16 protein-coding genes are annotated in these 19,226 nt (G+C 60.4%); 4 read left to right on the plus strand and 12 right to left on the minus strand.

Annotated elements, in window-relative coordinates:
* Positions 1–192 precede the first annotated feature (192 nt).
* Complete coding sequence (locus AC3A5O_RS08515; RefSeq protein ID WP_305467506.1) at positions 193–1,056, minus strand: MBL fold metallo-hydrolase; 864 nt, start codon at positions 1,054–1,056, stop codon at positions 193–195.
* Between the two features lie 137 nt (positions 1,057–1,193).
* On the opposite strand from AC3A5O_RS08515, the gene AC3A5O_RS08520 reads away from it, so the two are divergent.
* A complete protein-coding gene (locus tag AC3A5O_RS08520; protein ID WP_487753097.1) occupies positions 1,194–1,994 on the plus strand; it encodes a sulfite exporter TauE/SafE family protein in 801 nt (266 codons plus the stop codon).
* Between the two features lie 137 nt (positions 1,995–2,131).
* On the opposite strand, the gene AC3A5O_RS08525 is transcribed toward AC3A5O_RS08520, so the two are convergent.
* The 7 genes from AC3A5O_RS08525 to AC3A5O_RS08555 all read right to left on the minus strand — a co-directional run bounded on the left by AC3A5O_RS08525 (position 2,132) and on the right by AC3A5O_RS08555 (position 9,343).
* The gene (locus AC3A5O_RS08525; RefSeq protein WP_487753098.1) at positions 2,132–3,001 is read right to left on the minus strand and encodes an aldose 1-epimerase; all 870 of its coding nucleotides are present in this window, start codon (positions 2,999–3,001) and stop codon (positions 2,132–2,134) included.
* A 187-nt stretch (positions 3,002–3,188) separates the two neighbouring features.
* Positions 3,189–4,469: a TRAP transporter large permease gene (locus AC3A5O_RS08530; RefSeq protein WP_305467502.1), complete on the minus strand. Its 1,281-nt coding sequence runs from the start codon at positions 4,467–4,469 to the stop codon at positions 3,189–3,191.
* A complete protein-coding gene (locus AC3A5O_RS08535; RefSeq protein WP_042730808.1) occupies positions 4,469–4,996 on the minus strand; it encodes a TRAP transporter small permease in 528 nt (175 codons plus the stop codon). The genes AC3A5O_RS08530 and AC3A5O_RS08535 overlap by 1 nt, the downstream gene beginning before the upstream one ends.
* A 76-nt stretch (positions 4,997–5,072) precedes the next feature.
* The gene (locus AC3A5O_RS08540) at positions 5,073–6,041 is read right to left on the minus strand and encodes a TRAP transporter substrate-binding protein (protein WP_305467500.1); all 969 of its coding nucleotides are present in this window, start codon (positions 6,039–6,041) and stop codon (positions 5,073–5,075) included.
* A 56-nt stretch (positions 6,042–6,097) separates the two neighbouring features.
* Positions 6,098–7,003, minus strand: a complete 906-nt coding sequence (locus AC3A5O_RS08545) for an SMP-30/gluconolactonase/LRE family protein (RefSeq protein ID WP_487753099.1) — start codon at positions 7,001–7,003, stop codon at positions 6,098–6,100.
* A gap of 43 nt (positions 7,004–7,046) precedes the next feature.
* Entirely contained in the window at positions 7,047–7,868 is an 822-nt protein-coding gene (locus AC3A5O_RS08550) for an NAD-dependent epimerase/dehydratase family protein (RefSeq protein WP_122566307.1), read from the minus strand.
* Between the two features lie 173 nt (positions 7,869–8,041).
* Positions 8,042–9,343 (minus strand): OprD family porin, encoded by a 1,302-nt coding sequence (locus AC3A5O_RS08555; protein WP_305467497.1) that lies wholly within the window; start codon positions 9,341–9,343, stop codon positions 8,042–8,044.
* 807 nt (positions 9,344–10,150) lie between these two features.
* Here AC3A5O_RS08555 and AC3A5O_RS08560 point away from each other — a divergent pair.
* Both AC3A5O_RS08560 and AC3A5O_RS08565 read left to right on the plus strand, forming a co-directional pair.
* Positions 10,151–10,495 (plus strand): DUF6124 family protein, encoded by a 345-nt coding sequence (locus AC3A5O_RS08560; protein WP_487753100.1) that lies wholly within the window; start codon positions 10,151–10,153, stop codon positions 10,493–10,495.
* 267 nt (positions 10,496–10,762) lie between these two features.
* Complete coding sequence (locus AC3A5O_RS08565; RefSeq protein ID WP_003202912.1) at positions 10,763–11,383, plus strand: TetR/AcrR family transcriptional regulator; 621 nt, start codon at positions 10,763–10,765, stop codon at positions 11,381–11,383.
* A 75-nt stretch (positions 11,384–11,458) separates the two neighbouring features.
* On the opposite strand, the gene AC3A5O_RS08570 is transcribed toward AC3A5O_RS08565, so the two are convergent.
* From AC3A5O_RS08570 to hydA, 4 genes are all read right to left on the minus strand, one after another.
* Positions 11,459–12,547, minus strand: coding sequence for an RHS repeat-associated core domain-containing protein (locus AC3A5O_RS08570; protein WP_240998383.1), 1,089 nt, complete (start codon positions 12,545–12,547; stop codon positions 11,459–11,461).
* A 239-nt stretch (positions 12,548–12,786) separates the two neighbouring features.
* Positions 12,787–14,061 (minus strand): NAD-dependent dihydropyrimidine dehydrogenase subunit PreA, encoded by a 1,275-nt coding sequence (gene preA / locus AC3A5O_RS08575; protein ID WP_305467495.1) that lies wholly within the window; start codon positions 14,059–14,061, stop codon positions 12,787–12,789.
* A complete protein-coding gene (locus AC3A5O_RS08580; protein WP_487753101.1) occupies positions 14,062–15,429 on the minus strand; it encodes an NAD(P)-dependent oxidoreductase in 1,368 nt (455 codons plus the stop codon).
* Between the two features lie 182 nt (positions 15,430–15,611).
* A complete protein-coding gene (gene hydA / locus AC3A5O_RS08585; protein WP_122564675.1) occupies positions 15,612–17,051 on the minus strand; it encodes a dihydropyrimidinase in 1,440 nt (479 codons plus the stop codon).
* 607 nt (positions 17,052–17,658) lie between these two features.
* On the opposite strand from hydA, the gene AC3A5O_RS08590 reads away from it, so the two are divergent.
* Positions 17,659–19,137: an NCS1 family nucleobase:cation symporter-1 gene (locus AC3A5O_RS08590; RefSeq protein WP_122564674.1), complete on the plus strand. Its 1,479-nt coding sequence runs from the start codon at positions 17,659–17,661 to the stop codon at positions 19,135–19,137.
* The last annotated feature ends 89 nt before the right edge of the window (positions 19,138–19,226 follow it).

Below are 19,226 nucleotides of genomic sequence, written 5' to 3' on the forward strand. Positions count from 1 at the left end.
ATCGCTGCAAGCAGACCCACCGCCATCGCGAGCAAGCTCGCTCCCACATGGGATTTGTGGTGTTGTCGGGTACTGCGTCCGCCGCCGATTCCTGTGGGAGCGAGCCTGCTTCACCTCCAACCTCCGCACAAGCAGACCCACCGCTGTGGTCAGAGATTGCTCCCGCTGGGCTGCGCAGCAGCCCCCAAGCATCTAGAGCTGGTTGATCGGAATCTTCAGGTAGGTCACGCCATTGTCCTCAGCCGGCGGCAGGTGCCCGGCGCGCACATTCACCTGGATCGCCGGCAACAGTAGCGTCGGCATGCCCAGTGTCTTGTCGCGCTGGGTACGCATGGCCACGAACGAGGCTTCATCGATGCCATCGCGAACATGGATGTTGTGCTGGCGCTGCTCACCCACGGTACTTATGCAGTGGGGCTCGCGCTCCTCCGGTGGATAGTCGTGGCATACATACAGTCGCACCCCGGCAGGGAACGCCAGCAGCTTGCGGATCGAGGCGTAGAGCTGATGGGCATTGCCGCCGGGGAAGTCGCAACGGGCGGTGCCTACGTCGGGCATGAACAGCGTGTCGCCCACCAGGATCACATCACCGTCGATCAGATAGGCCATGTCCGCCGGGGTATGGCCGGGCACGTGCAGGGCGGTGGCCTTGAGGTTGCCGATCAGGAAGGACTCGTCGGGCGCGAACAGGTGGTCGAATTGCGAACCGTCGACGGCGAAGTGCGGCTCCAGGTTGAACAGCGTCTTGAACACGTTCTGCACCTGGCCGATGGACTCGCCAATGGCGATCTTGCCGCCCAGCTCTCGCCGCAGATAAGGCGCGGCGGACAGGTGATCGGCATGGGCGTGGGTTTCCAGCAGCCATTGCACCGTCAGTTGATGTTCCTTCACGAAAGCGATCACCCGATCAGCCTGTTCGGTGCCGCTGCGGCCCGAAGCCGGGTCGTAGTCGAGCACTGGGTCGACCACCGCGCACTGCCCGCCGTCGTGTTCATACACGACGTGGGTATAGGTCTTGGAGGCGGGGTCGAGAAAACTTTGGATCTGCGCGGGCATGACAGCGGACCTGTGCGGGAAGAAGCGGTTGCTACGCTTGAGGTTACAACATATGGTCCGCAGCTTAGTGAGGGCCAAGGCGTCCTGCAAATGCGATCGCACCTGCCAACAGGTGTGCGCGGCTTGAGAGAACCTGAATGTTACTGGCAAGTTTTTTTGGTGTGGTCATGGGGCTGGTCCTGGGCCTTACGGGGGCGGGCGGCGGCATCCTGGCGGTGCCGGCGTTGGTGTTGGGCCTGGGGTGGAGCATGACCGAGGCCGCGCCGGTGGCGCTGTTCGCGGTGGGCAGCGCGGCGGCGGTGGGCGCCATCGATGGGCTGCGCCATGGCCTGGTGCGCTACCGTGCGGCCCTGCTGATTGCGTTGCTGGGCGCGGTGTTTTCGCCGATGGGCATCTACCTCGCCCATCAGCTCTCGGAAAAAATCCTGATGATGCTGTTCAGCCTGTTGATGGTGCTGGTGGCGGCGCGCATGTTGCGGCGGGAAACGCCACAAGCGGGGCCCAGCGATCATGGCGCGGCCAGTTGGGGCCAGAAGAATTGCATGCTTGACCGCGAGACCGGGCGCCTGGCCTGGACTGCCCGATGCACGGCCACACTGTCTGCATTGGGCGCGGTGACGGGCCTGGTCTCGGGGCTGCTGGGCGTGGGGGGCGGCTTCCTGATCGTGCCGGCGTTCAAGCAATTGACCGACGTACAGATGCGCGGGATCGTCGCGACTTCGTTGATGGTCATCAGCCTGATTTCGCTGATTGGCGTGGTCGGTGCGTTTCATGCCGGGGTGAGCATCGACCGGGTCGGGGCGGCGTTCATTGCGGCGAGCATCGTCGGGATGGTGCTCGGGCGGCGAGTGTCGACCAAGGTCCCGGCCCGGGCGTTGCAGGTGGGGTTTGCCGGGGTGTGCCTGGGGGTGGCGGTGTTCATGTTGGTGCGGGCTTAGCTTCTCTACGCAGACCCTTTGTGACCTGCGCCCTCTCTGTGGGAGCAAGGCTTGCCCGCGATGAAGGTGACGCGGTCTACCGGGAAACCGAGGTGCCTGCATCGCGGGCAAGCCTTGCTCCCACAGGGATGTGGGCGTTAGAGCAACCGACACTGCATCGAAAACCCCAACGCCACTGACTGCCCTTGCTCCAGCAAACGCAGCCCCGGCCGTCCAGGCAGGTGATGGGCATTGACCGGGTGGCTGACCGGTTCGATGCAGAAGAAATCCAGGCCCACGGGGCAGTACAGCAAGAAGTACGTGCTACCGCTGGCGCGGCATTGCAGTTCATACCCCAGGTCCGGTTGCTGGATCAGGCAATCGCCGTCCCAGCCACCGAAGCCATTGTCCACCAGTGTATCGGGCAGCGCCCGGGTCTCCTGGAAATCCCACTCGGCAGGAATAACACTCAGCTCCGTAGGCAGCTTGCTGGCATCGCATTTCCAGACTTCGCTCGCCCGGGTTTGCAGGCGCGTGCGGGCGGTGCGGGGAAAATACGGATGCAAGCCCAGCCCATGCCAGGCGGGCTGCTTCGCCATGTGGGTGACGAACATTGCGATCTGCAATTGGCCGCCGCTGAGGCGAATCCGCAGGCTGGCGCAATAGGCGAACGGGGATTGGCTGTTGAGTTGCAACAACACTTCCTGGGCGCTTTGCTCGATCACTTGCCACGGTTGCTGCCAGGCGCTGCCATGGATCGGGAACGGATCGTTAAGGCTGTTGGCGTTCAGGGCCAGCCAACCGCCGGGGCAGTCGAAACCGCCTTGGGCGATCCGGTTCGACCACGGGATCAACGGAAAGCAGCCGAGTTTGCCCGGCAGGCCGTTTTCCAGCGCTTGCGGCGCGGGCGGGCGCAGCAGGGGGGCGCCGGTGCTGCGCAATGTCCATTCAACCAGACTGGCGCCCAGGTGCGGGGCCAGGGTGAGGCGGGTGAAGTCGTCTTCGAGGTGGAGAAGGGGCGGCGTCATGATGGCCTTGTTTTGCAAGGTTGAAAAAACTGTTGTGGGGAAAGCCGGATTCCTGTGTGCGAACCCTGTGGCGAGGACTTGTGGGAGCAAAGCTTGCTCGCGATGCAGGCTCCTCGGTTTCCTGGGAGACTGCGTCATTTTCATCGCGGGCAAGCCTTGCTCCCACAAGGGGATCTATCCTTGTCTGTTACAACACCAGGTGCGGCAGCCACAGCGAAATGGCAGGGACGTAGGTCACGAGCATCAGCACCAGGAACAGCATGGCGTAGAACGGCAGCAGCGCCTTGACGGTGCTTTCGATGCTGACCTTGCCGATGGCGGAACCAACGAACAACACCGCGCCTACCGGTGGCGTGATCAGGCCGATACCCAGGTTCACCAGCATGATCATGCCGAACTGCACCGGGTCCACACCGATGCCCACGATCACCGGCATCAGGATCGGCGTCAGGATCAGGATCAGTGGCGCCATGTCCATCACGGTGCCCAACAGCAGCAACATGACGTTGATGCACATCAGGATCACGTAACGGTTGTCCGACAGTGTCAGGAATGCGGTGGTGATTTTCGCCGGAATTTCCATCAGCGTCATGATGTAGCCGAAGCTGGCGGCGAAGCCGATGAGGATCATCACGATGGAGATGGTGCGTACCGTACGGTGCATCAGTTTCGGCAACTCGCTCCACTTGTAGTCGCGATAGATGCACATGGTCACGAAGAACGCCCACACCACGGCAATGGCGGCCGATTCGGTGGCGGTGAAAACACCCGAGAGAATGCCGCCAAGGATGATGAACAAGGTCATCATGCCCCACATGGCTTCCCGGCAGATCTTCAACGCTTGCTTGAGGGGAATCACTTCGCCCTTGGGGTAATTGCGCTTTTTCGCGAAGACCAGGCACAGCGCCATCAGGCAGAGGTTCATCATGATGCCGGGGACGATGCCGGCCATGAACAGCGAACCGATGGAGACGGTGCCGCCCGCGGCGAGGGAGTACAGCACCGCGTTATGGCTGGGCGGTGTCAGCAGTGCTTGCACCGAGCCACTGACGGTGACGGCGGTGGCGTAATCACGCGGATAGCCGCGGCGTGCCATTTCCGGGATCAGCACCGAGCCGACCGAGGCCGTATCGGCCACCGAGGAGCCGGAGATCGCGCCAAAAAAACTCGAGGCCACGAGGTTGACCAATGACAGGCCACCGCGCACGAACCCCACCAGCACACTGGCGAATGCCACCAGTCGGCGGGACATGCCGCCCTCGGCCATGATCGCACCGGCCAGCACGAAGAACGGGATGGCCAGCAACGAGAATTTGTTCACCCCGCCCGTTACCTGGATCATCATGGCCTGGAACGGAATATCGATCCACCACGCCCCGATCAGGGCGGCAGCGCCCAGCGCGTAGGCCACCGGCATGCCGATCAGGATCAACAACAAAAAACTGCCCAGCAGAATCAGCGCGTCCATTAAGCGGCACCTTCGTTTTCTTCAACCAGATCGAACTGCACGACCCGACGCTTGCTTTGATCACCCAGCAAGAGTTTTTCCAGGACAAAAATCAGGGTCAGGAAACCACCGATCGGGATCGGCATGTAGGTGATGCCGACGCGCAGGGTGGGGATGGCGCTCATGAATTGATTCCAGGTGGTCATGCACAGCTTGGTGCCCCAGATGGTCATGAAAATGCACACCGCCGCCATCAAGAGTTGGGTGAAAACCGAAGCCAAGGTTTGCCAGTGCGGTGGCAGGCGGCTGGTGACCATGTCCACGGCCATGTGCGAGCCGGAGCGGTAGCTGGCAGCGGCGCCGATGAAGGTAAATACGATCATCAGCAAGATGGCGGTGGGCTCCGGCCAACTTGAGCCAGTACCCAGTACGTAGCGGGCGAACACCCCCCACGGAATCATCAGTGCAACGGCGAGGACAGAAAGGCCGGCCACCCAGATGCAAGTCATGTAAATCGTGTCGTTGATACGCAGCAGCAAATTCTTCATCGGGTTCCACCGTAACCGGGCGCGCCTTTTAGCCGCGGGCGCGCCCAGCCTTTTCGTGAGTACAGATCGAGAGGTGTTACTGGACCGCTTCGATACGCTTGATCAGGTCGGCATACGGCGCGCCGTATTTGGCCCGGATCGGTGCGGTGGCGTCGTAGAAAGGTTTCTTGTCGACGGTGATGAACTCGACGCCGGCGGCCTTGAGTTTTTCTTCACTGGCGGTGGATTTCTTGTCCCACAGCACGCGCTCTTCAGCCTGGGCGGCCTTGGCGGCTTTTTTCACCATGTCCTGCTGCTCTGGTGTGAGCTTGTTCCAGGTGATTTTCGACATCACGATCGGCTCGGGCAGGATCAGGTGACCGGTCAGGCTGTAGAACTTCGCATTCTGGTAGTGGTTGTGCTCAAGCATGGTCGGCGGGTTGTTTTCCGCGCCATCGATCACGCCGGTCTGCAGGGCACTGAAGATCTCGCCGGTGTCCATCGCAATACCGTTGCCGCCCATGGCATTGATGGTCTCGATGAACATCGGGTTGCCTTGGACGCGAATCTTCATGCCCTTGAGGTCTTCGAGCTTGCGCACAGGCTTCTTGGTATAGAGGTTGCGCGTGCCGCCGTCCATCCAGGCCAGGGCCACCAAGCCGAATTCGGAGTTAGTGATCCGATCGAGGATCGCGTCGCCGACTTCACCGTCGATGACGGCGCGCATGTGGGCCTGGTCGCGGAAGATGAATGGCATATTGAATACGTTCACGTCCGGCACCACGGGGCCGACGATCCCCAGGCTGACCCGGGACATCTGGATCGCGCCGGCTTGCATCTGCTCGATGACTTCTTTTTCAGAACCCAGTACGCCACCCGGGAAATACTTGAACTTCAGCTCGCCGTTGCTCTCCTTTTCCAGGGTTTTACCCATGGATTCCTCGGCGACCACGGTCGGGTAGCCCTTGGGGTGGATGTCGGCGATCTTGATGTCGAGGGCATGCGCCGCCTGGGCCAGGAAGGCTAGGGGCAGGGCTGCGATCAGAAGCGTGCGTTTGAAATTCATGGTCAATCTCCAGTGTTGTTGTTTTTATGTCTATCGATGTGAAGCGGCAAAGCAGATCAATTCGTGGAGGGTCTCCGTCCTCCGAAAGCAGGTTCGGCCAGGCCCTTGACGCCGGGGTTGAGGGCGAACACACCACCGGCCAGGGACTGCGGGTCGCTGTCGTCGCCCGGGCGGATCGAGGTGACGAAGAGGGTGTCCAGGCGGCTGCCGCCAAAGGCGCACATGGTCGGTTTTTTCACCGGCACTTCCAGTGAACGGTCGAGACGTCCATCCGGGGTGAAACGGTGAATCAGCCCGGCATCGTTGGCGCAGATCCAGTAGCAACCGTCGGCGTCGACGGCCGCGCCATCCGGGCGACCGGCCAACGGCAGCATGTCGACGAACAGCCGCCGGTTGGACGGAGTGCCGCTGTCGATGTCGTAGTCGAAGGCCCAGATCTGCTGGACCAACGGATGCGAGTCGGAGAGGTACATCGTGCGGCCGTCCGGGCTGAAGCCCAGGCCGTTGGGTACAATGAAACCGCTCAGTTGTGCCTCGACCGGGCTGCGTTGCCCGGCCTCATAGCGGTACATCCGGCCTTCGTCGACGTTGGCGCCCATGTTCAAAACCATGCTGCCGGCCCAGAAGCGGCCCTGGCGGTCGCAACGGCCATCGTTGAGGCGCATGTCGGCGCGGCTGTGCTCAACGCTTGCACAGAGTTCGCTGTCGAGGCTGCCGTCATCATGGGGGTGCAGGCGGAAGAACCCGCTTTCCATGCCCGCGACCCAGCCACCGTCCTGGTGGCGGGCAATGCAGGCGAGCATTTCGGGGGCTTCCCAGCCCTGGATTTTTCCGCTGCTGGCATTCCAGCGTTGCAGGCCGCCGCTGGGGATGTTCACCCAATACAGGGCGTTTTCCTCGGGGACCCACACCGGGCTTTCCCCGACGGCGTTGCGTGCATCGACAATCAATTCGGCTTGCATGGCGATTCCTTGGTTCGTTCGTATCCCATGAACAACAGGCGAATCAGTCGTCGAACGGGCCGGCGGCGACAAAGGCACCGCCCTGGTAGATCCTGGCCGGGTCATCGGCGGCCGGCATTGGCTGCGCTTCGATCTTGTCGCGGAAAATTTCTGAGGTGTCCTTGGGCTGGTAGCCCAAGTGCGCGGCGTGGCTGTTGTCCCACCAGACGTCGCGGTTGGCGGACATGCCGTAGACCACGGTGTGGCCGACTTTCGGCGTGTAGAGCGAGCATTCGAGCAGTTGGGTGAGGTCGTCGAAGCTCAGCCAGGTGCTCATCATCCGGCGGTTCTGCGGTTCCGGGAACGACGAGCCGATGCGGATGCTCACGGTCTCGATGCCGTAGCGATCGAAGTAGAAACTGGCGACGTCTTCGCCGTAGGACTTGGACAGGCCGTAGTAGCCATCCGGGCGGCGAGGGGAGAGGGCGTCGAGGGTCTGGTCTTGTTTGTAGAAGCCGATGACGTGGTTGGAGCTGGCGAAGATCACCCGTTTTACGCCGTGCTTACGGGCGGCTTCATAGATATGGAACACGCCACTGATGTTGGCGCCGAGGATCTCCTCGAACGGGCGCTCCACCGAGACACCGCCGAAGTGCAGAATGGCGTCGACACCTTCCACCAGTTGGTGCACGGCCTGTTTATCCGACAGGTCGCATGGCACCACTTCCTCGCTTTCGTCGATGGCCGGAGCCATGTTGGCGATGTCCGACAGGCGAATGTGGCGGGCGTAAGGCTTGAGACGTTCGCGCAAGACTTTGCCAAGGCCGCCGGCGGCGCCGGTCAAGAGCAGGCGATTGAAGGGGTGGCGAATTTGTGTCGTGGTCATGGCATTACCTGAGCAAACAATGAGAGGTACAGTTGTTATAAGTTGTCGTACGACCGAGAGGGAATATCCTTATCCTTCCGCTACCTTGTCAACGTTTGATCGACGAACCGCTCTGGATCGGCGTCCTTGCCGCAGGTTGCCATGGGATGCGCTCATGGCAGTGGGTCCTGGTATTACAGCAGCGACAGCGGGTAGCTGATGAAGATACGGTTCTCGTCGAATTCATTGGTGCTGAAGTCGCGACGAATCGATGCGTTACGCCATTTCACGTTGAGGCTCTTGAGCGCGCCGCTCTGCACGGTGTAGGCCAGTTCGGTCTCGCGGCCCCATTCCTTGCCGTCGTCGACGGTGGCGGTGTGCACGTTGTCACCGCTGATGTAGCGGTTCATCAGGGTCAGGCCCGGCACGCCGACGGCGGCGAAGTTGAAGTCGTGGCGCAGTTGCCAGGATTTTTCCTTGGCGTTGTCGTAGCTGGAGTTGTAACTGTCGTTCGCCAGGGTGCCGCCGCTGGTGCCGTTGACGCGCATCCAGGCGTCATCGCCGCCGACTTTCTGCAGGCCGACATAGAAGGTGTTGCCACCGTATTTGGCCGAGAGCATGGCGAACGCGGTTTTGTTGTCCAGGTCGCCGGCCAGCGCGCTGCCGTTTTCCTTGCCGGTGAAGTAGCCGAGGTTGGCGCCCAGGGTCCAGTCGCCGATGGGTTGGCTGTGAGTCAGGTTGAAATATTGCTGCTGGTAGATGTCGGACAGTTCCGCGTACCAGACACCGACCTGGGTGCGTTTTTCGTTGAAGGCGTATTCGCCGCCACCGAAGTTGAAACGGTCGGAGGTGAACGCGCCGCGGCCGTTCATCGACATGTCTTCCATGCTCGCGTCGTTGCGCGGGCTGTTGCCACGGAACTGGCCGCCGTAGAGGCTCAGGCCGTTGATTTCGGTGGAGGTCACCTGGCCGCCACGGAAGGTTTGCGGCAGGGAGCGACCGTCGTCGGAACGCAGGATCGGCAGCACCGGCATCCATTCGCCGACCTTCAACTCGGTCTTCGATACCTTAGCCTTCAGGGCTACGCCCAAACGGCCGAAGTCATCGGCGGGGCGACCGTCGTCATGCACCGGCAGCAACTGGGTGCCGGCGGTGCCGCGACCGCCATCGAGCTTGACCGAGTACATGCCCAGGATGTCCACGCCGAAACCGACTGTGCCTTGGGTGAAACCGGACTTGGCGTCGAGGATGAAACTCTGGGTCCATTCTTCGGCTTTGCCTTGGGCGGCATTGTCGTTGACGAAGTTGCGGTTGAAATAGGCGTTGCGCAGGTTCAGCGTGGCCTTGGCGTCATCGACGAAGCCAGCGGCGCTGGCGGCCGTTGGCAGAAACGCGGCGAGACTGCTGCAACCCAGCAGGACCAGGGTGGGGCTGGCGTTGAGAAGGGTACGGCGGTTTGAACGGTGGTTGGGCGAAAAACGGACACGTGTGCTCACTATGACGCTCCCTACTTTTTTGTTGTTTTTATTTGTCATACGTCGTCGTACAACATGAAGTGATTATTTGGAAGCGGCTGCTCATTGTCAACTGGCCATTATCGGAATTATCCAACTCGGGGGTGCTTCAAAATGAGGCGCTGCAATGGTTGGCGCGGGTCGAGGTCAAGATTGCAGGCCGTGGGGCCGGATAGATGTGAGATTTGAGGATAGCGGTGAGGTGTTTGGTTGTGCGATGACTGGTCTAAGACATTAGTCGAATGTCCACGATCGGAGGGCTTAAGGGGCTCCTGTGGCGAGGGGATTTATCCCCGCTGGACTGCGAAGCAGTCCTGAAGAAGCTGGATGCAATCAACCTGACACACCGTAGCGACAGTCATTGGGGCTGCTTCGCAGCCCAACGGGGATAAATCCCCTCGCCACAAGGTGTGTTGTTAGCCCTGTTTCCGGTCTAAACAGGTTGGTGTTTATCCAGATGTAGGATCGCTCGGGATCGGGCTACGTTGTCTTGCGCCATTCCCTACAACTGCGCCAGAATCCGCCGGCTTGTGCGCCTTGGGGCCAGGGCTTTATCGTTTCCGGGTCGCTGATTGAATCAGTGATCGGGTTTGGTAGCCCGGCTTTTGACTTGTCGCATAGCCCTTGCAGCAGAGGCCTTTTGGTATCTGTTTTTTATGGCGGTCATGCGCAGGGCGTCTTCGGACGCGCCGGTTCTCCAAGTCACCGGTCTACCAACCCGCGTATGGCCGCCACCCTTCGTTTGGTAGCGAGGGTGATGGTCTCCTTTTTCGATTTGGAGATTCATCTATGTTCAAACCAACACCCAACCCACCGGATACAGATCCATCCAACTCAAAAGCGTTCGACAAAGCCGCTGACCGCATCCTCGACCACTACCTCAAGCCCAAACCCAACAAACCCGATCCCGACCCCGGCCAACTGTTCACCGTCGCCCATGGCGTCGACACCGAAACCCTGCTCGCCAACCTCAGCGAAAACCTGGCCTCGGCCAACGCCATGGTCAGTGACCTGGCCTTCGACCTGGACGGTCCCAGGCGCCACATCGCCCTGGGCATCCAGCAACTGATTGAACTGAGCGCAATGCTGGCGAACCGCGCGCTGGACAATGTCGAACCACGCCAGTCGACATAGCGTAGAACCCGCTTTTGTGGCGAGGGAGCTTGCTCCCGCTGGGCTGCGCCTGTAGGAGCTGTCGAGTGCAACGAGGCTGCGATCTTTCACCAGACACTTGAACCTCAAGCGAAAGATCAAGATCAAAAGATCGCAGGCTTCGCCAGCTCCTACAGAACCGAGCGGGAGCAAGCTCCCTCGCCACAAAAGCCTTCCCACAGGGATCCCCAGTGTTTTCAGAAGTGGGTGAATGCTAGTCTTGACCAACGCTGTTGCCAGGGAGCCCTCATGGGCAATCACAAGATCGAGATTCGTCGCAGTAATGTCGAGAAAATCCTGTTGGCCGCCGAGAAGGTCTTCGCCGAGAAAGGCTTCGGCAGCACCGCCATGGCTGACATCGCCGCCGAAGTGCAATTGCCGCGTTCCAACTTGCATTACTACTTCAGCACCAAGAGCGAGCTGTACAGCGCCGTGCTGTTCGACCTGCTGGAAGTCTGGAAACAGGACGCCTTGTGCTTCGAAATGTTCGACGACCCCCGGGTGGTCCTCAGCAGCTACATCCGCGCCAAGATGAACCACTCCCGCAGCCGCCCTTACGGCTCCAAGGTCTGGGCCAACGAAATCATCCACGGCGCCCCGACCCTGGGCCAGGCGCTGGACGCCAGCCTCTATGACTGGGCCAAGATGAAGGAAGCGAAAATCCGCCAGTGGGTGGAGGACAAACGCATCCTCCCGGTAGAGCCTTCAAGCCTGCTCTACATGATTTGGGCCTCGACCCAGCATTACGCCGACTTCGATCACCAGATCAATATCCTTAATGATCATCAGCCGCTGTCCGACATGCAATTCGAACGGGCGGTGCAGACGGTGACCAGTGTGATTTTGCGGGGGATTGGGTTGGAGCCGTAGTTTTTGCACCAACGTAATGACGTCGGTAGCGTGAGGTTGAAAGTAAGTTTGTTCCCGATATTAATTGCTATTTTTTCACGTTGTATCTCTGATTTTTTTTAGATTATCGATTTTGAGTGCACGTCGGGCGGTTTGGAATTTTGACGCTGCATCCGTATATTCACTCCGATCACTCTGACCAGATTTCTTGTTGCGTTTTGTAGTTCTATAGCGTTTTCTGGTTGCTTTGAAATTTTCTCGAAGAATAGGATCTTCCACGATTGGAGGTATTTGCTCGTTTCTTGCGAGGATGTCGTAAGCGTATGCTTCATTCGCGCGACGTCTATGTATCAGAGTTGTACCATTTACCTCGCCTGCGGCATCTGTTCTTTCCTGTATCCAAGGTCTACGACGTCCTTCGTAAGTAATTTTTTTAGGAATTGCCGGGGAAGGGGCGGACGTTGAGCTAGCTCCGACCCGGGGACTGGGGCCAGGCTGTTGTAGTAATTCTCTTAATCTGGGGGCAACGGGGGCAACGGGTTTGGGAGCAGCAGGTTGGAGAACAGCGGGGCTTAATGAAAGATCCAACACGCCTGGCATGTTTGTCGTCAGCCTGTTCCATGGCTTAAAGGCAGAAGTAATAAGAGTGATGGGATTATTCCCACTCGGATCATACCGATTAACCGGATCCCCCCCACAATACGCATACGCATTAATCCCCCCATCCCCAAAGGGACTGTACGCATCCGGACTATTAAACCGCATCAGCACCGGATTAAAAGCCCGGTTACCCTGTCCCAATAAATAATGCCCCGTTATCGGATCAGGGCGCTCACCATTGAACCCGAGCAAACTGCTCAAACCACTTTCCGCCGGCCGATGACCATAGGCGGTATAAGCCATACGCTGGGTATCGACGCCAGCCAGTGTCTGCATAACCGACCGTTGTCGGTCCGTTGCCAGCAGCGTCGTCTCGGTGACGTTGGCAACGTGCAGGCGTTGCGCCAGGGGCTGGGCTTCATGGCGAAGGATCGTGAGTTCTACCTGGCCTTCGATCTCATTGACCAACTCGTCGTTCTGGTAAAAACGCTGCGTGCCCACGTGTTCCGCAGGCTTCAAGCCTGTCAGGCGGTCCAGGGGGTCGTATTGGTAGCGGCACAGTATCTTCATCGTTGACGTCGACATGGGCTTGGCTCTTGCTGATTGGCTCGGCCGTGTCAGGCTCGGGTATTTTTCGGGGGGTGTCTACTAGCAGAACTGTTAGTCCGAGGGGGAGCCTTGAGATTTGTGTTGGGGCTGATGGCCTCATCGCGAGCAAGCTCGCTCCCACATTGGGTCTCTGGAGTACACAATATCTGTGAACGACCGGATCCCCTGTGGGAGCGAGCTTGCTCGCGATGGCGTCAGTCCAGACACCCCAACCCTCAAGCCGTTACATGATAGGGATTACGCGGATCATGGTTCCAATCCAGAAACGGCTTGCCAGTGTCCACCGTCACCATCTCGATGCAGTCCTGCACCGGGCAGGTGATCTGGCACAGGTTGCAGCCCACGCATTCCTCATCGATCACCTCATATACATGGGTGCCGTCCGCCTGCTTGAGGCTGGCGATGGCCTGGTGTGAGGTGTCTTCGCAGGCGATGTGGCAGCGACCGCAACCGATGCAGGCCTCTTGGTCGATCTTGGCGATGACCTGATAGTTGATGTCCAGATACTTCCAGTCGGTGGTGTTGCCCACCGCGCGACCGGAAAACGCCTGCAGGTTGGCGTGGCCCTGACTGTCCATCCAACGCGACAGGCCATCCTTCATCTCTTCGACGATGCGAAACCCATGCAGCATCGCCGCCGTGCAGACCTGCACCGCGCCGCTGCCCAGGGCGATGAATTCGGCTGCGTCGCGCCAGCTGCCGATGCCGCCGATGCCGCAGATCGGCAAGCCTTGGGTCTGCGGGTCGCGGGCGATTTCGGCGACCATGTTCAGGGCGATGGGTTTGACCGCCGAGCCGCAGTAGCCGCCGTGGGTGCTCTGGCTGCCGACGCTGGGCAGGGCGACCATGCGGTCCAGGTCGACGCTGGTGATGGAGTTGATGGTGTTGATCAACGACACCGCATCCGCGCCGCCCCGATGGGCCGCCCGGGCGGCGACGCGGATGTCGGTGATGTTCGGTGTGAGCTTGACGATCACCGGCAGCGAGCAATAGGTCTTGCACCAGCGGGTCACTTGCTCGACGTACTCCGGCACCTGGCCGACCGCCGCGCCCATGCCTCGTTCCGGCATGCCGTGGGGGCAACCGAAGTTCAGCTCGATGCCGTCGGCACCGGTGGCCTCCACCAGGGGCAGGATAGATTTCCAGGACTCTTCGACGCAGGGCACCATCAGCGACACGATCAACGCCCGGTCCGGCCAGTCCTTTTTCACCTGGGTGATTTCCCGCAGGTTGATCTCCAGGGAACGGTCGGTGATCAGCTCGATGTTGTTGATGCCCAAGACCTCGCGATTGGCCCCGTAATGGGCCGAATACCGCGAGGACACATTCACGGCTGCAGGGTCCTCACCGAGGGTTTTCCAGACCACGCCACCCCAACCGGCCTCGAAGGCGCGGACGACGTTGTAGGCCTTGTCGGTGGGCGGCGCGGAGGCCAGCCAGAACGGGTTGGGGGCTTTGATGCCGGCGAAGACAATCGACAGATCGGCCATTTACGCAGCCTCCACATTGAGCATCAGTTGAGCGTTGATCGCCTCGGCGGCGAGCTTGCCGTGCTGCACGGCTTGCACGGTGAGGTCCTGGTCCAGGCTGGTGCAATCGCCGCCGGCGTAGACCCCGGGAACGCTGGTGCGCAGGTGTTCGTCCACCAGAATTCGCCCGTCCTGGCGCTTGAGTTCCCGGGCCAGTGGGTCCACCAGCGCGTTGTCGTCGAAGGCCTGGCCGATGGCTTTGAAGATGGCGTCGGCAGGCAAGTCGAAGGTTTCGGCGCCGATGACCAGTCGACCGTTTTCCAGATGGGTACGGGAAAAGCGCATGCCGCGCACATGGCCGGCGTCATCGAGCAGCACCTGTTGCGGTTGGGCCCAAGTCAGCAGGCGCACCTGGTTGGCCTTGGCGATGTCTTGCTCGTGCAAAGTCGCGCCCATGTCCTCAAGGCCGCGACGGTAGACCAGGTTGACGTCCCGGGCGCCGAGGCGGGCCATTTGCACGGCCATGTCGATGGCGGTGTTGCCGGCACCGAGCACGATGCAACGGTCGGCCAAGGGCAACTGGCTGAGGTCGTCGGTCTGGCGCAGTTCGCGGATGTACTCGGTGGCGGCCAGCAGCCCCGGTGCTTGTTCGTCGCTCAGGCCCAGTTGTTTGCTGGCGGCCAGGCCGAGGCCGAGGAACACCGCGTCGAACTGCTGGTGCAGGTCGCTCAGGCTCAGGTTCTCGCCGAGTTTCTGACCATGGCGGATTTCGATGCCGCCGATGCCCAGCAGGAAATCCAGCTCACGTTGGGCATAGTCGTCCACCAGTTTGTACTTGGCGATCCCGTATTCGTTGAGGCCTCCGGCCTTGTCCCGGGCTTCGAAGATCACCACGTCATGGCCGTGCATCGCGCTGCGGTGCGCACACGACAACCCCGCCGGCCCGGCGCCGACCACGGCGATGCGCTTGCCGGTGGCGGCAGCCCGTTGGAACGGGTGTTCGCTGAAGTGGGCGTTGTCCACCGCGTAGCGTTGCAGCGAGCCGATCAACACTGGCGCGCATTCATGGGCGTTGTTACGCACGCAGGCTTGCTGGCACAGCACCTCGGTGGGGCAGACCCGGGCGCAGCTGCCGCCGAGGATATTGGCCGAGAGGATTTTCTGCGCCGCGCCTTGGACGTTGTCCTGATGGATGTTGCGAATGAACGAAGGAATATCGATCTCGCTCGGGCAGGCGTTCACGCAGGGCGCGTCGTAGCAATACAGGCACCGGGAAGCTTCCAGGTGGGCCTGGCGCGCATTGAGCGGCGGTGCCAGGTCGCTGAAGCGGGCGGCGAGGGTGGCCGGGTCTTCCTGGGAATGGGGGAGGTGATTCAAGGGCTGGATCATGGAATGGGCCTCACGGTGTTTGAGGTGCTGCCTCTGGTGGGCAGTGGTTTTGTCGGTGTCTGGGTTGGCCTCATCGCGAGCAAGCTCGCTCCCACAGGGGATCTGCTGTGCACATGGATTTTGCATTCACCCAAAACCCAATGTGGGAGCGGGCTTGCTCGCGAAGGCCGAAGGCCTGGGTTTCAGCGTTTCACAGCAGTTGGCTTATTCAGCTCCGCCCGCTTACTCAGCAAATCGAACACCGCCGGGTACGCCGGCCGTTCGATGTAGCGCCCGGCGCCGCGTTCGGCCCGCAGGTCGCCGTCGGCCCACACCAGCCGACCCTGGCTGATGGTGTGGCTGGGCACGCCGCGCACGGTCTTGCCTTCGAAGATGTTGAAGTCCACTTGCTGGTGGTGGGTCTTGGCTGAGATCGTGCGGCTGCCCTGGGGATCCCAGAGCACCAGATCCGCATCGGCGCCGACGCGGATCGCGCCCTTGCGTGGGTAGAGGTTGAAGATCTTCGCGGTGTTGGTGGAGGTGAGGGCGACGAAGTCTTGCATCGACAATTTGCCGCTGTTGACCCCTTCTTCCCAGAGTACGGCCATGCGGTCTTCAATCCCGGCGGTGCCGTTGGGGATCTTGCTGAAGTCATCACGCCCGGCGGCTTTCTGCTCGGCGCAGAAACAGCAGTGGTCGGTGGCGGTGGTGTGCAGGTTGCCGGACTGCAAGCCGTGCCAGAGTGCCTCTTGATGCCCGCGTGGGCGGAAGGGGGGGCTCATCACGTAACCGGCGGCGGTCTGCCAGTCCGGGTGGCGATAGACGCTGTCGTCCAGCAGCAGGTGTCCGGCCAAGACTTCGCCGTAGACCGGTTGGCCTTTGCTGCGGGCGTAGGTGATTTCGTCCAGGGCTTCCTTGGTGGACACGTGCACCAGGTACAGCGGCGTGCCCAGGGTTTCGGCGATGCGGATGGCGCGGCTCGCGGCTTCGCCTTCCACTTGCGAGGGGCGCGACAGCGGATGGGCTTCGGGCCCGGTGATGCCCTGGGCCAGCAGCTTGCGTTGCAGGTGGTAGACCAGCTCGCCGTTCTCCGCGTGCACGGTGGGCACCGCACCCAACTCCAGGCAGCGCTCGAAGCTCGCGACCAAGGTGTCGTCGGCGGCCATGATCGCGTTCTTGTAGGCCATGAAATGCTTGAAGCTGTTCACCCCGTGGTGGCTGACCAGCTCGGCCATTTCTTCGCGGACTTGTTCGCTCCACCAGGTGATCGCCACGTGGAAACCGTAGTCGCTGGCGCTTTTCTCGGCCCAGCCGCGCCATTGATGAAAGGCTTCCATTAGCGACTGCTGAGGGTTGGGAATCACGAAGTCGATGATCGACGTGGTGCCCCCGGCGAGGCCCGCTGCCGTGCCGCTGAAGAAGTCTTCACTGGCGACCGTGCCCATGAACGGCAACTGCATATGCGTATGGGGATCGATGCCGCCGGGCATCAGGTATTGACCACTGCCATCGAGCACTTCGACAGTGGCCGGAACATCCAGGTTGTCACCAATGGCCTTGATCACGCCGTCGGCGCAAAACACATCGGCGCGATAACTTTCATCATGGGTAATAACGGTGGCGCCACGGATCAACAGAGACATTCCGAGTTCCTCGCAGGCATGACCGACTGTTGCCGGTTCTTTATGTTTTATCCATCACGTTAGATAACGTCGTGCCGGTTTATATTCTTGTCACGACTGTCAGGATTAGACGCTAGCTGGAGTTTTTGAATTGAGCAAGATTATTTTTTATAAGCTTATGCGTTTATTAACTTATTGAAATTAAACGATTAAATTTTAAATTCACCAAAATGGTGAGCCTGCTCACCATTTTGACGCACTTGACAGGATCGTTATTTGAGCGAGATTTATCATGGTAAATCAGCGGCTTGAAAGTGCTGAAAGTGCTGTCTAGACACCTCGCGTTGATCCGGGGTGCACCACTTTGAATCTCCTCCTCGACAAGGCGTGAAGGTCATCTAGCCTCAAGGGCGGTAAGCAGGGAGTGAAACAAGGCAATCACGTGGCTTTAAAACGTTAAACATCAAAAGGTTGAAAGGGTTATATCGATCATCCGGTCAGCTCGGAGCGTTATTCGGCACGGTTATTGAGTGCCGTCGTGGCCTGGCGGGGTGGTCGGTAGCACGCGTGCAAGTACTCCGGCCATCGCCCGTCGATGAGCAAAAATAATGAAAACAGTGGAGCGGACATGACCAGATCAACAGTGACCGAGCGCGACGGATTGTTCGAGCTTGAAGCCGGCAGCGACGTCCTCGACAGCCCCCGTTATAACCACGACATCGCGCCGACCAAGGTGCACGAGCGAACCTGGAACAAATGGCACATCACCGCACTGTGGGTGGGCATGGCGATCTGCGTGCCGACCTACACCCTCGGCGGCGTGCTCACCGCCTATTTCGGCCTGACGGTGGGCGAGGCGCTGCTGGCGATTCTGTTTGCCAACATCATCGTGCTGATCCCCCTGACCCTCAATGCCTTTGCCGGAACCAAGTACGGCATTCCGTTTCCGGTGCTGTTGCGCTCATCCTTCGGTGTCATCGGTTCCAACGTGCCGTGCCTGATCCGCGCCTTGGTGGCGTGTGGCTGGTTCGGCATCCAGACCATGTTCGGCGGGCTGGCGATCCACCTGTTTCTCGGCTCGGTGTTCGACGGCTGGAAGAGCTTGGGCGGCACCGGTGAGGTGATCGGTTTCATGGTGTTCTGGGTCATGAACCTGTGGGTGGTGTTGCGCGGTGCCGAGTCGATCAAGTGGCTGGAAACCTTGTCTGCGCCCTTGTTGGTGCTGGTGGGGGCCGGGCTGTTGGTGTGGGCGTTGCCCAATGTCTCGTTGACTGAACTGATGGCGGTCCCGGCCAAACGCCCCGAAGGCGCCGGGGTGACCGGCTATTTCCTCGCCGGGCTGACGGCCATGGTCGGTTTCTGGGCCACCTTGTCGTTGAACATTCCGGACTTCAGCCGTTATGCCAAGAGCCAGAAAGACCAGATCGTCGGCCAGATCATTGGCCTGCCGTTGACCATGTTCCTGTTCGCTTCCCTCGGCGTGGTCATGACCGCCGCCTCGGAAAAACTGGTGGGGGTGACCGTCTCCGACCCGGTGAGCTTGATTGGGCACATCCAGAGCCCGGTGTGGGTGGCGCTGGCCATGGTGCTGATCATTGTCGCCACGCTGTCGACCAACACCGCGGCCAATATCGTTTCGCCCACTAACGACTTCCAGAACCTGGCGCCGAAACTGATCGGCCGCACTAAAGCCGTGATGTTGACCGGGCTGGTGGGGCTGGCGCTGATGGCTCACGAGTTGCTGAAGAAACTCGGGCTGATCGTCTCCGAGGTCAGCCTGGAGTCGGTCTACTCCAACTGGCTGCTGGGCTATTCAAGCCTGTTGGGGCCGATTGCCGGGATCATGGTGGTGGATTATTTCCTGATCAAGAAACAGCAACTGGACCTTGCCGGGCTGTACCGCGACGACATTTACCCAGCGTGGAACTGGAACGGTTTCATCGCCTTTGGCGTACCGGTGGTGCTGACGCTGTTGTCCCTGGGCAGCGATGCGTTCAGTTGGTTCTACAGCTATGGCTGGTTCACCGGCTCGGCGCTGGGTGGGGTGATTTATTACGGGTTGTGCAGCCTGGGAGCGAGCCCGTCCGTCGCTAAAACCGCGGTGTGAAGGAGGGCCTCATCGCGAGCAAGCTCGCTCCCACAGGGGATCCTCTGTGCACATGGATTTTGCACCCACCCCAATCCAGCGTGGGAGCG

This window comes from Pseudomonas sp. Soil_N_39, assembly GCF_057655955.1.

What these genes read in the sequence shown, in the direction of transcription:
- AC3A5O_RS08515 (WP_305467506.1), bottom strand. Translation starts at nt 1,056, where the DNA reads ATGCCCGCGCAGATCCAAAGTTTTCTCGACCCCGCCTCCAAGACCTAT.
- AC3A5O_RS08520 (WP_487753097.1), top strand. Translation starts at nt 1,194, where the DNA reads ATGTTACTGGCAAGTTTTTTTGGTGTGGTCATGGGGCTGGTCCTGGGC.
- AC3A5O_RS08525 (WP_487753098.1), bottom strand. Translation starts at nt 3,001, where the DNA reads ATGACGCCGCCCCTTCTCCACCTCGAAGACGACTTCACCCGCCTCACC.
- AC3A5O_RS08530 (WP_305467502.1), bottom strand. Translation starts at nt 4,469, where the DNA reads ATGGACGCGCTGATTCTGCTGGGCAGTTTTTTGTTGTTGATCCTGATC.
- AC3A5O_RS08535 (WP_042730808.1), bottom strand. Translation starts at nt 4,996, where the DNA reads ATGAAGAATTTGCTGCTGCGTATCAACGACACGATTTACATGACTTGC.
- AC3A5O_RS08540 (WP_305467500.1), bottom strand. Translation starts at nt 6,041, where the DNA reads ATGAATTTCAAACGCACGCTTCTGATCGCAGCCCTGCCCCTAGCCTTC.
- AC3A5O_RS08545 (WP_487753099.1), bottom strand. Translation starts at nt 7,003, where the DNA reads ATGCAAGCCGAATTGATTGTCGATGCACGCAACGCCGTCGGGGAAAGC.
- AC3A5O_RS08550 (WP_122566307.1), bottom strand. Translation starts at nt 7,868, where the DNA reads ATGACCACGACACAAATTCGCCACCCCTTCAATCGCCTGCTCTTGACC.
- AC3A5O_RS08560 (WP_487753100.1), top strand. Translation starts at nt 10,151, where the DNA reads ATGTTCAAACCAACACCCAACCCACCGGATACAGATCCATCCAACTCA.
- AC3A5O_RS08565 (WP_003202912.1), top strand. Translation starts at nt 10,763, where the DNA reads ATGGGCAATCACAAGATCGAGATTCGTCGCAGTAATGTCGAGAAAATC.
- AC3A5O_RS08570 (WP_240998383.1), bottom strand. Translation starts at nt 12,547, where the DNA reads ATGTCGACGTCAACGATGAAGATACTGTGCCGCTACCAATACGACCCC.
- preA (WP_305467495.1), bottom strand. Translation starts at nt 14,061, where the DNA reads ATGGCCGATCTGTCGATTGTCTTCGCCGGCATCAAAGCCCCCAACCCG.
- AC3A5O_RS08580 (WP_487753101.1), bottom strand. Translation starts at nt 15,429, where the DNA reads ATGATCCAGCCCTTGAATCACCTCCCCCATTCCCAGGAAGACCCGGCC.
- hydA (WP_122564675.1), bottom strand. Translation starts at nt 17,051, where the DNA reads ATGTCTCTGTTGATCCGTGGCGCCACCGTTATTACCCATGATGAAAGT.
- AC3A5O_RS08590 (WP_122564674.1), top strand. Translation starts at nt 17,659, where the DNA reads ATGACCAGATCAACAGTGACCGAGCGCGACGGATTGTTCGAGCTTGAA.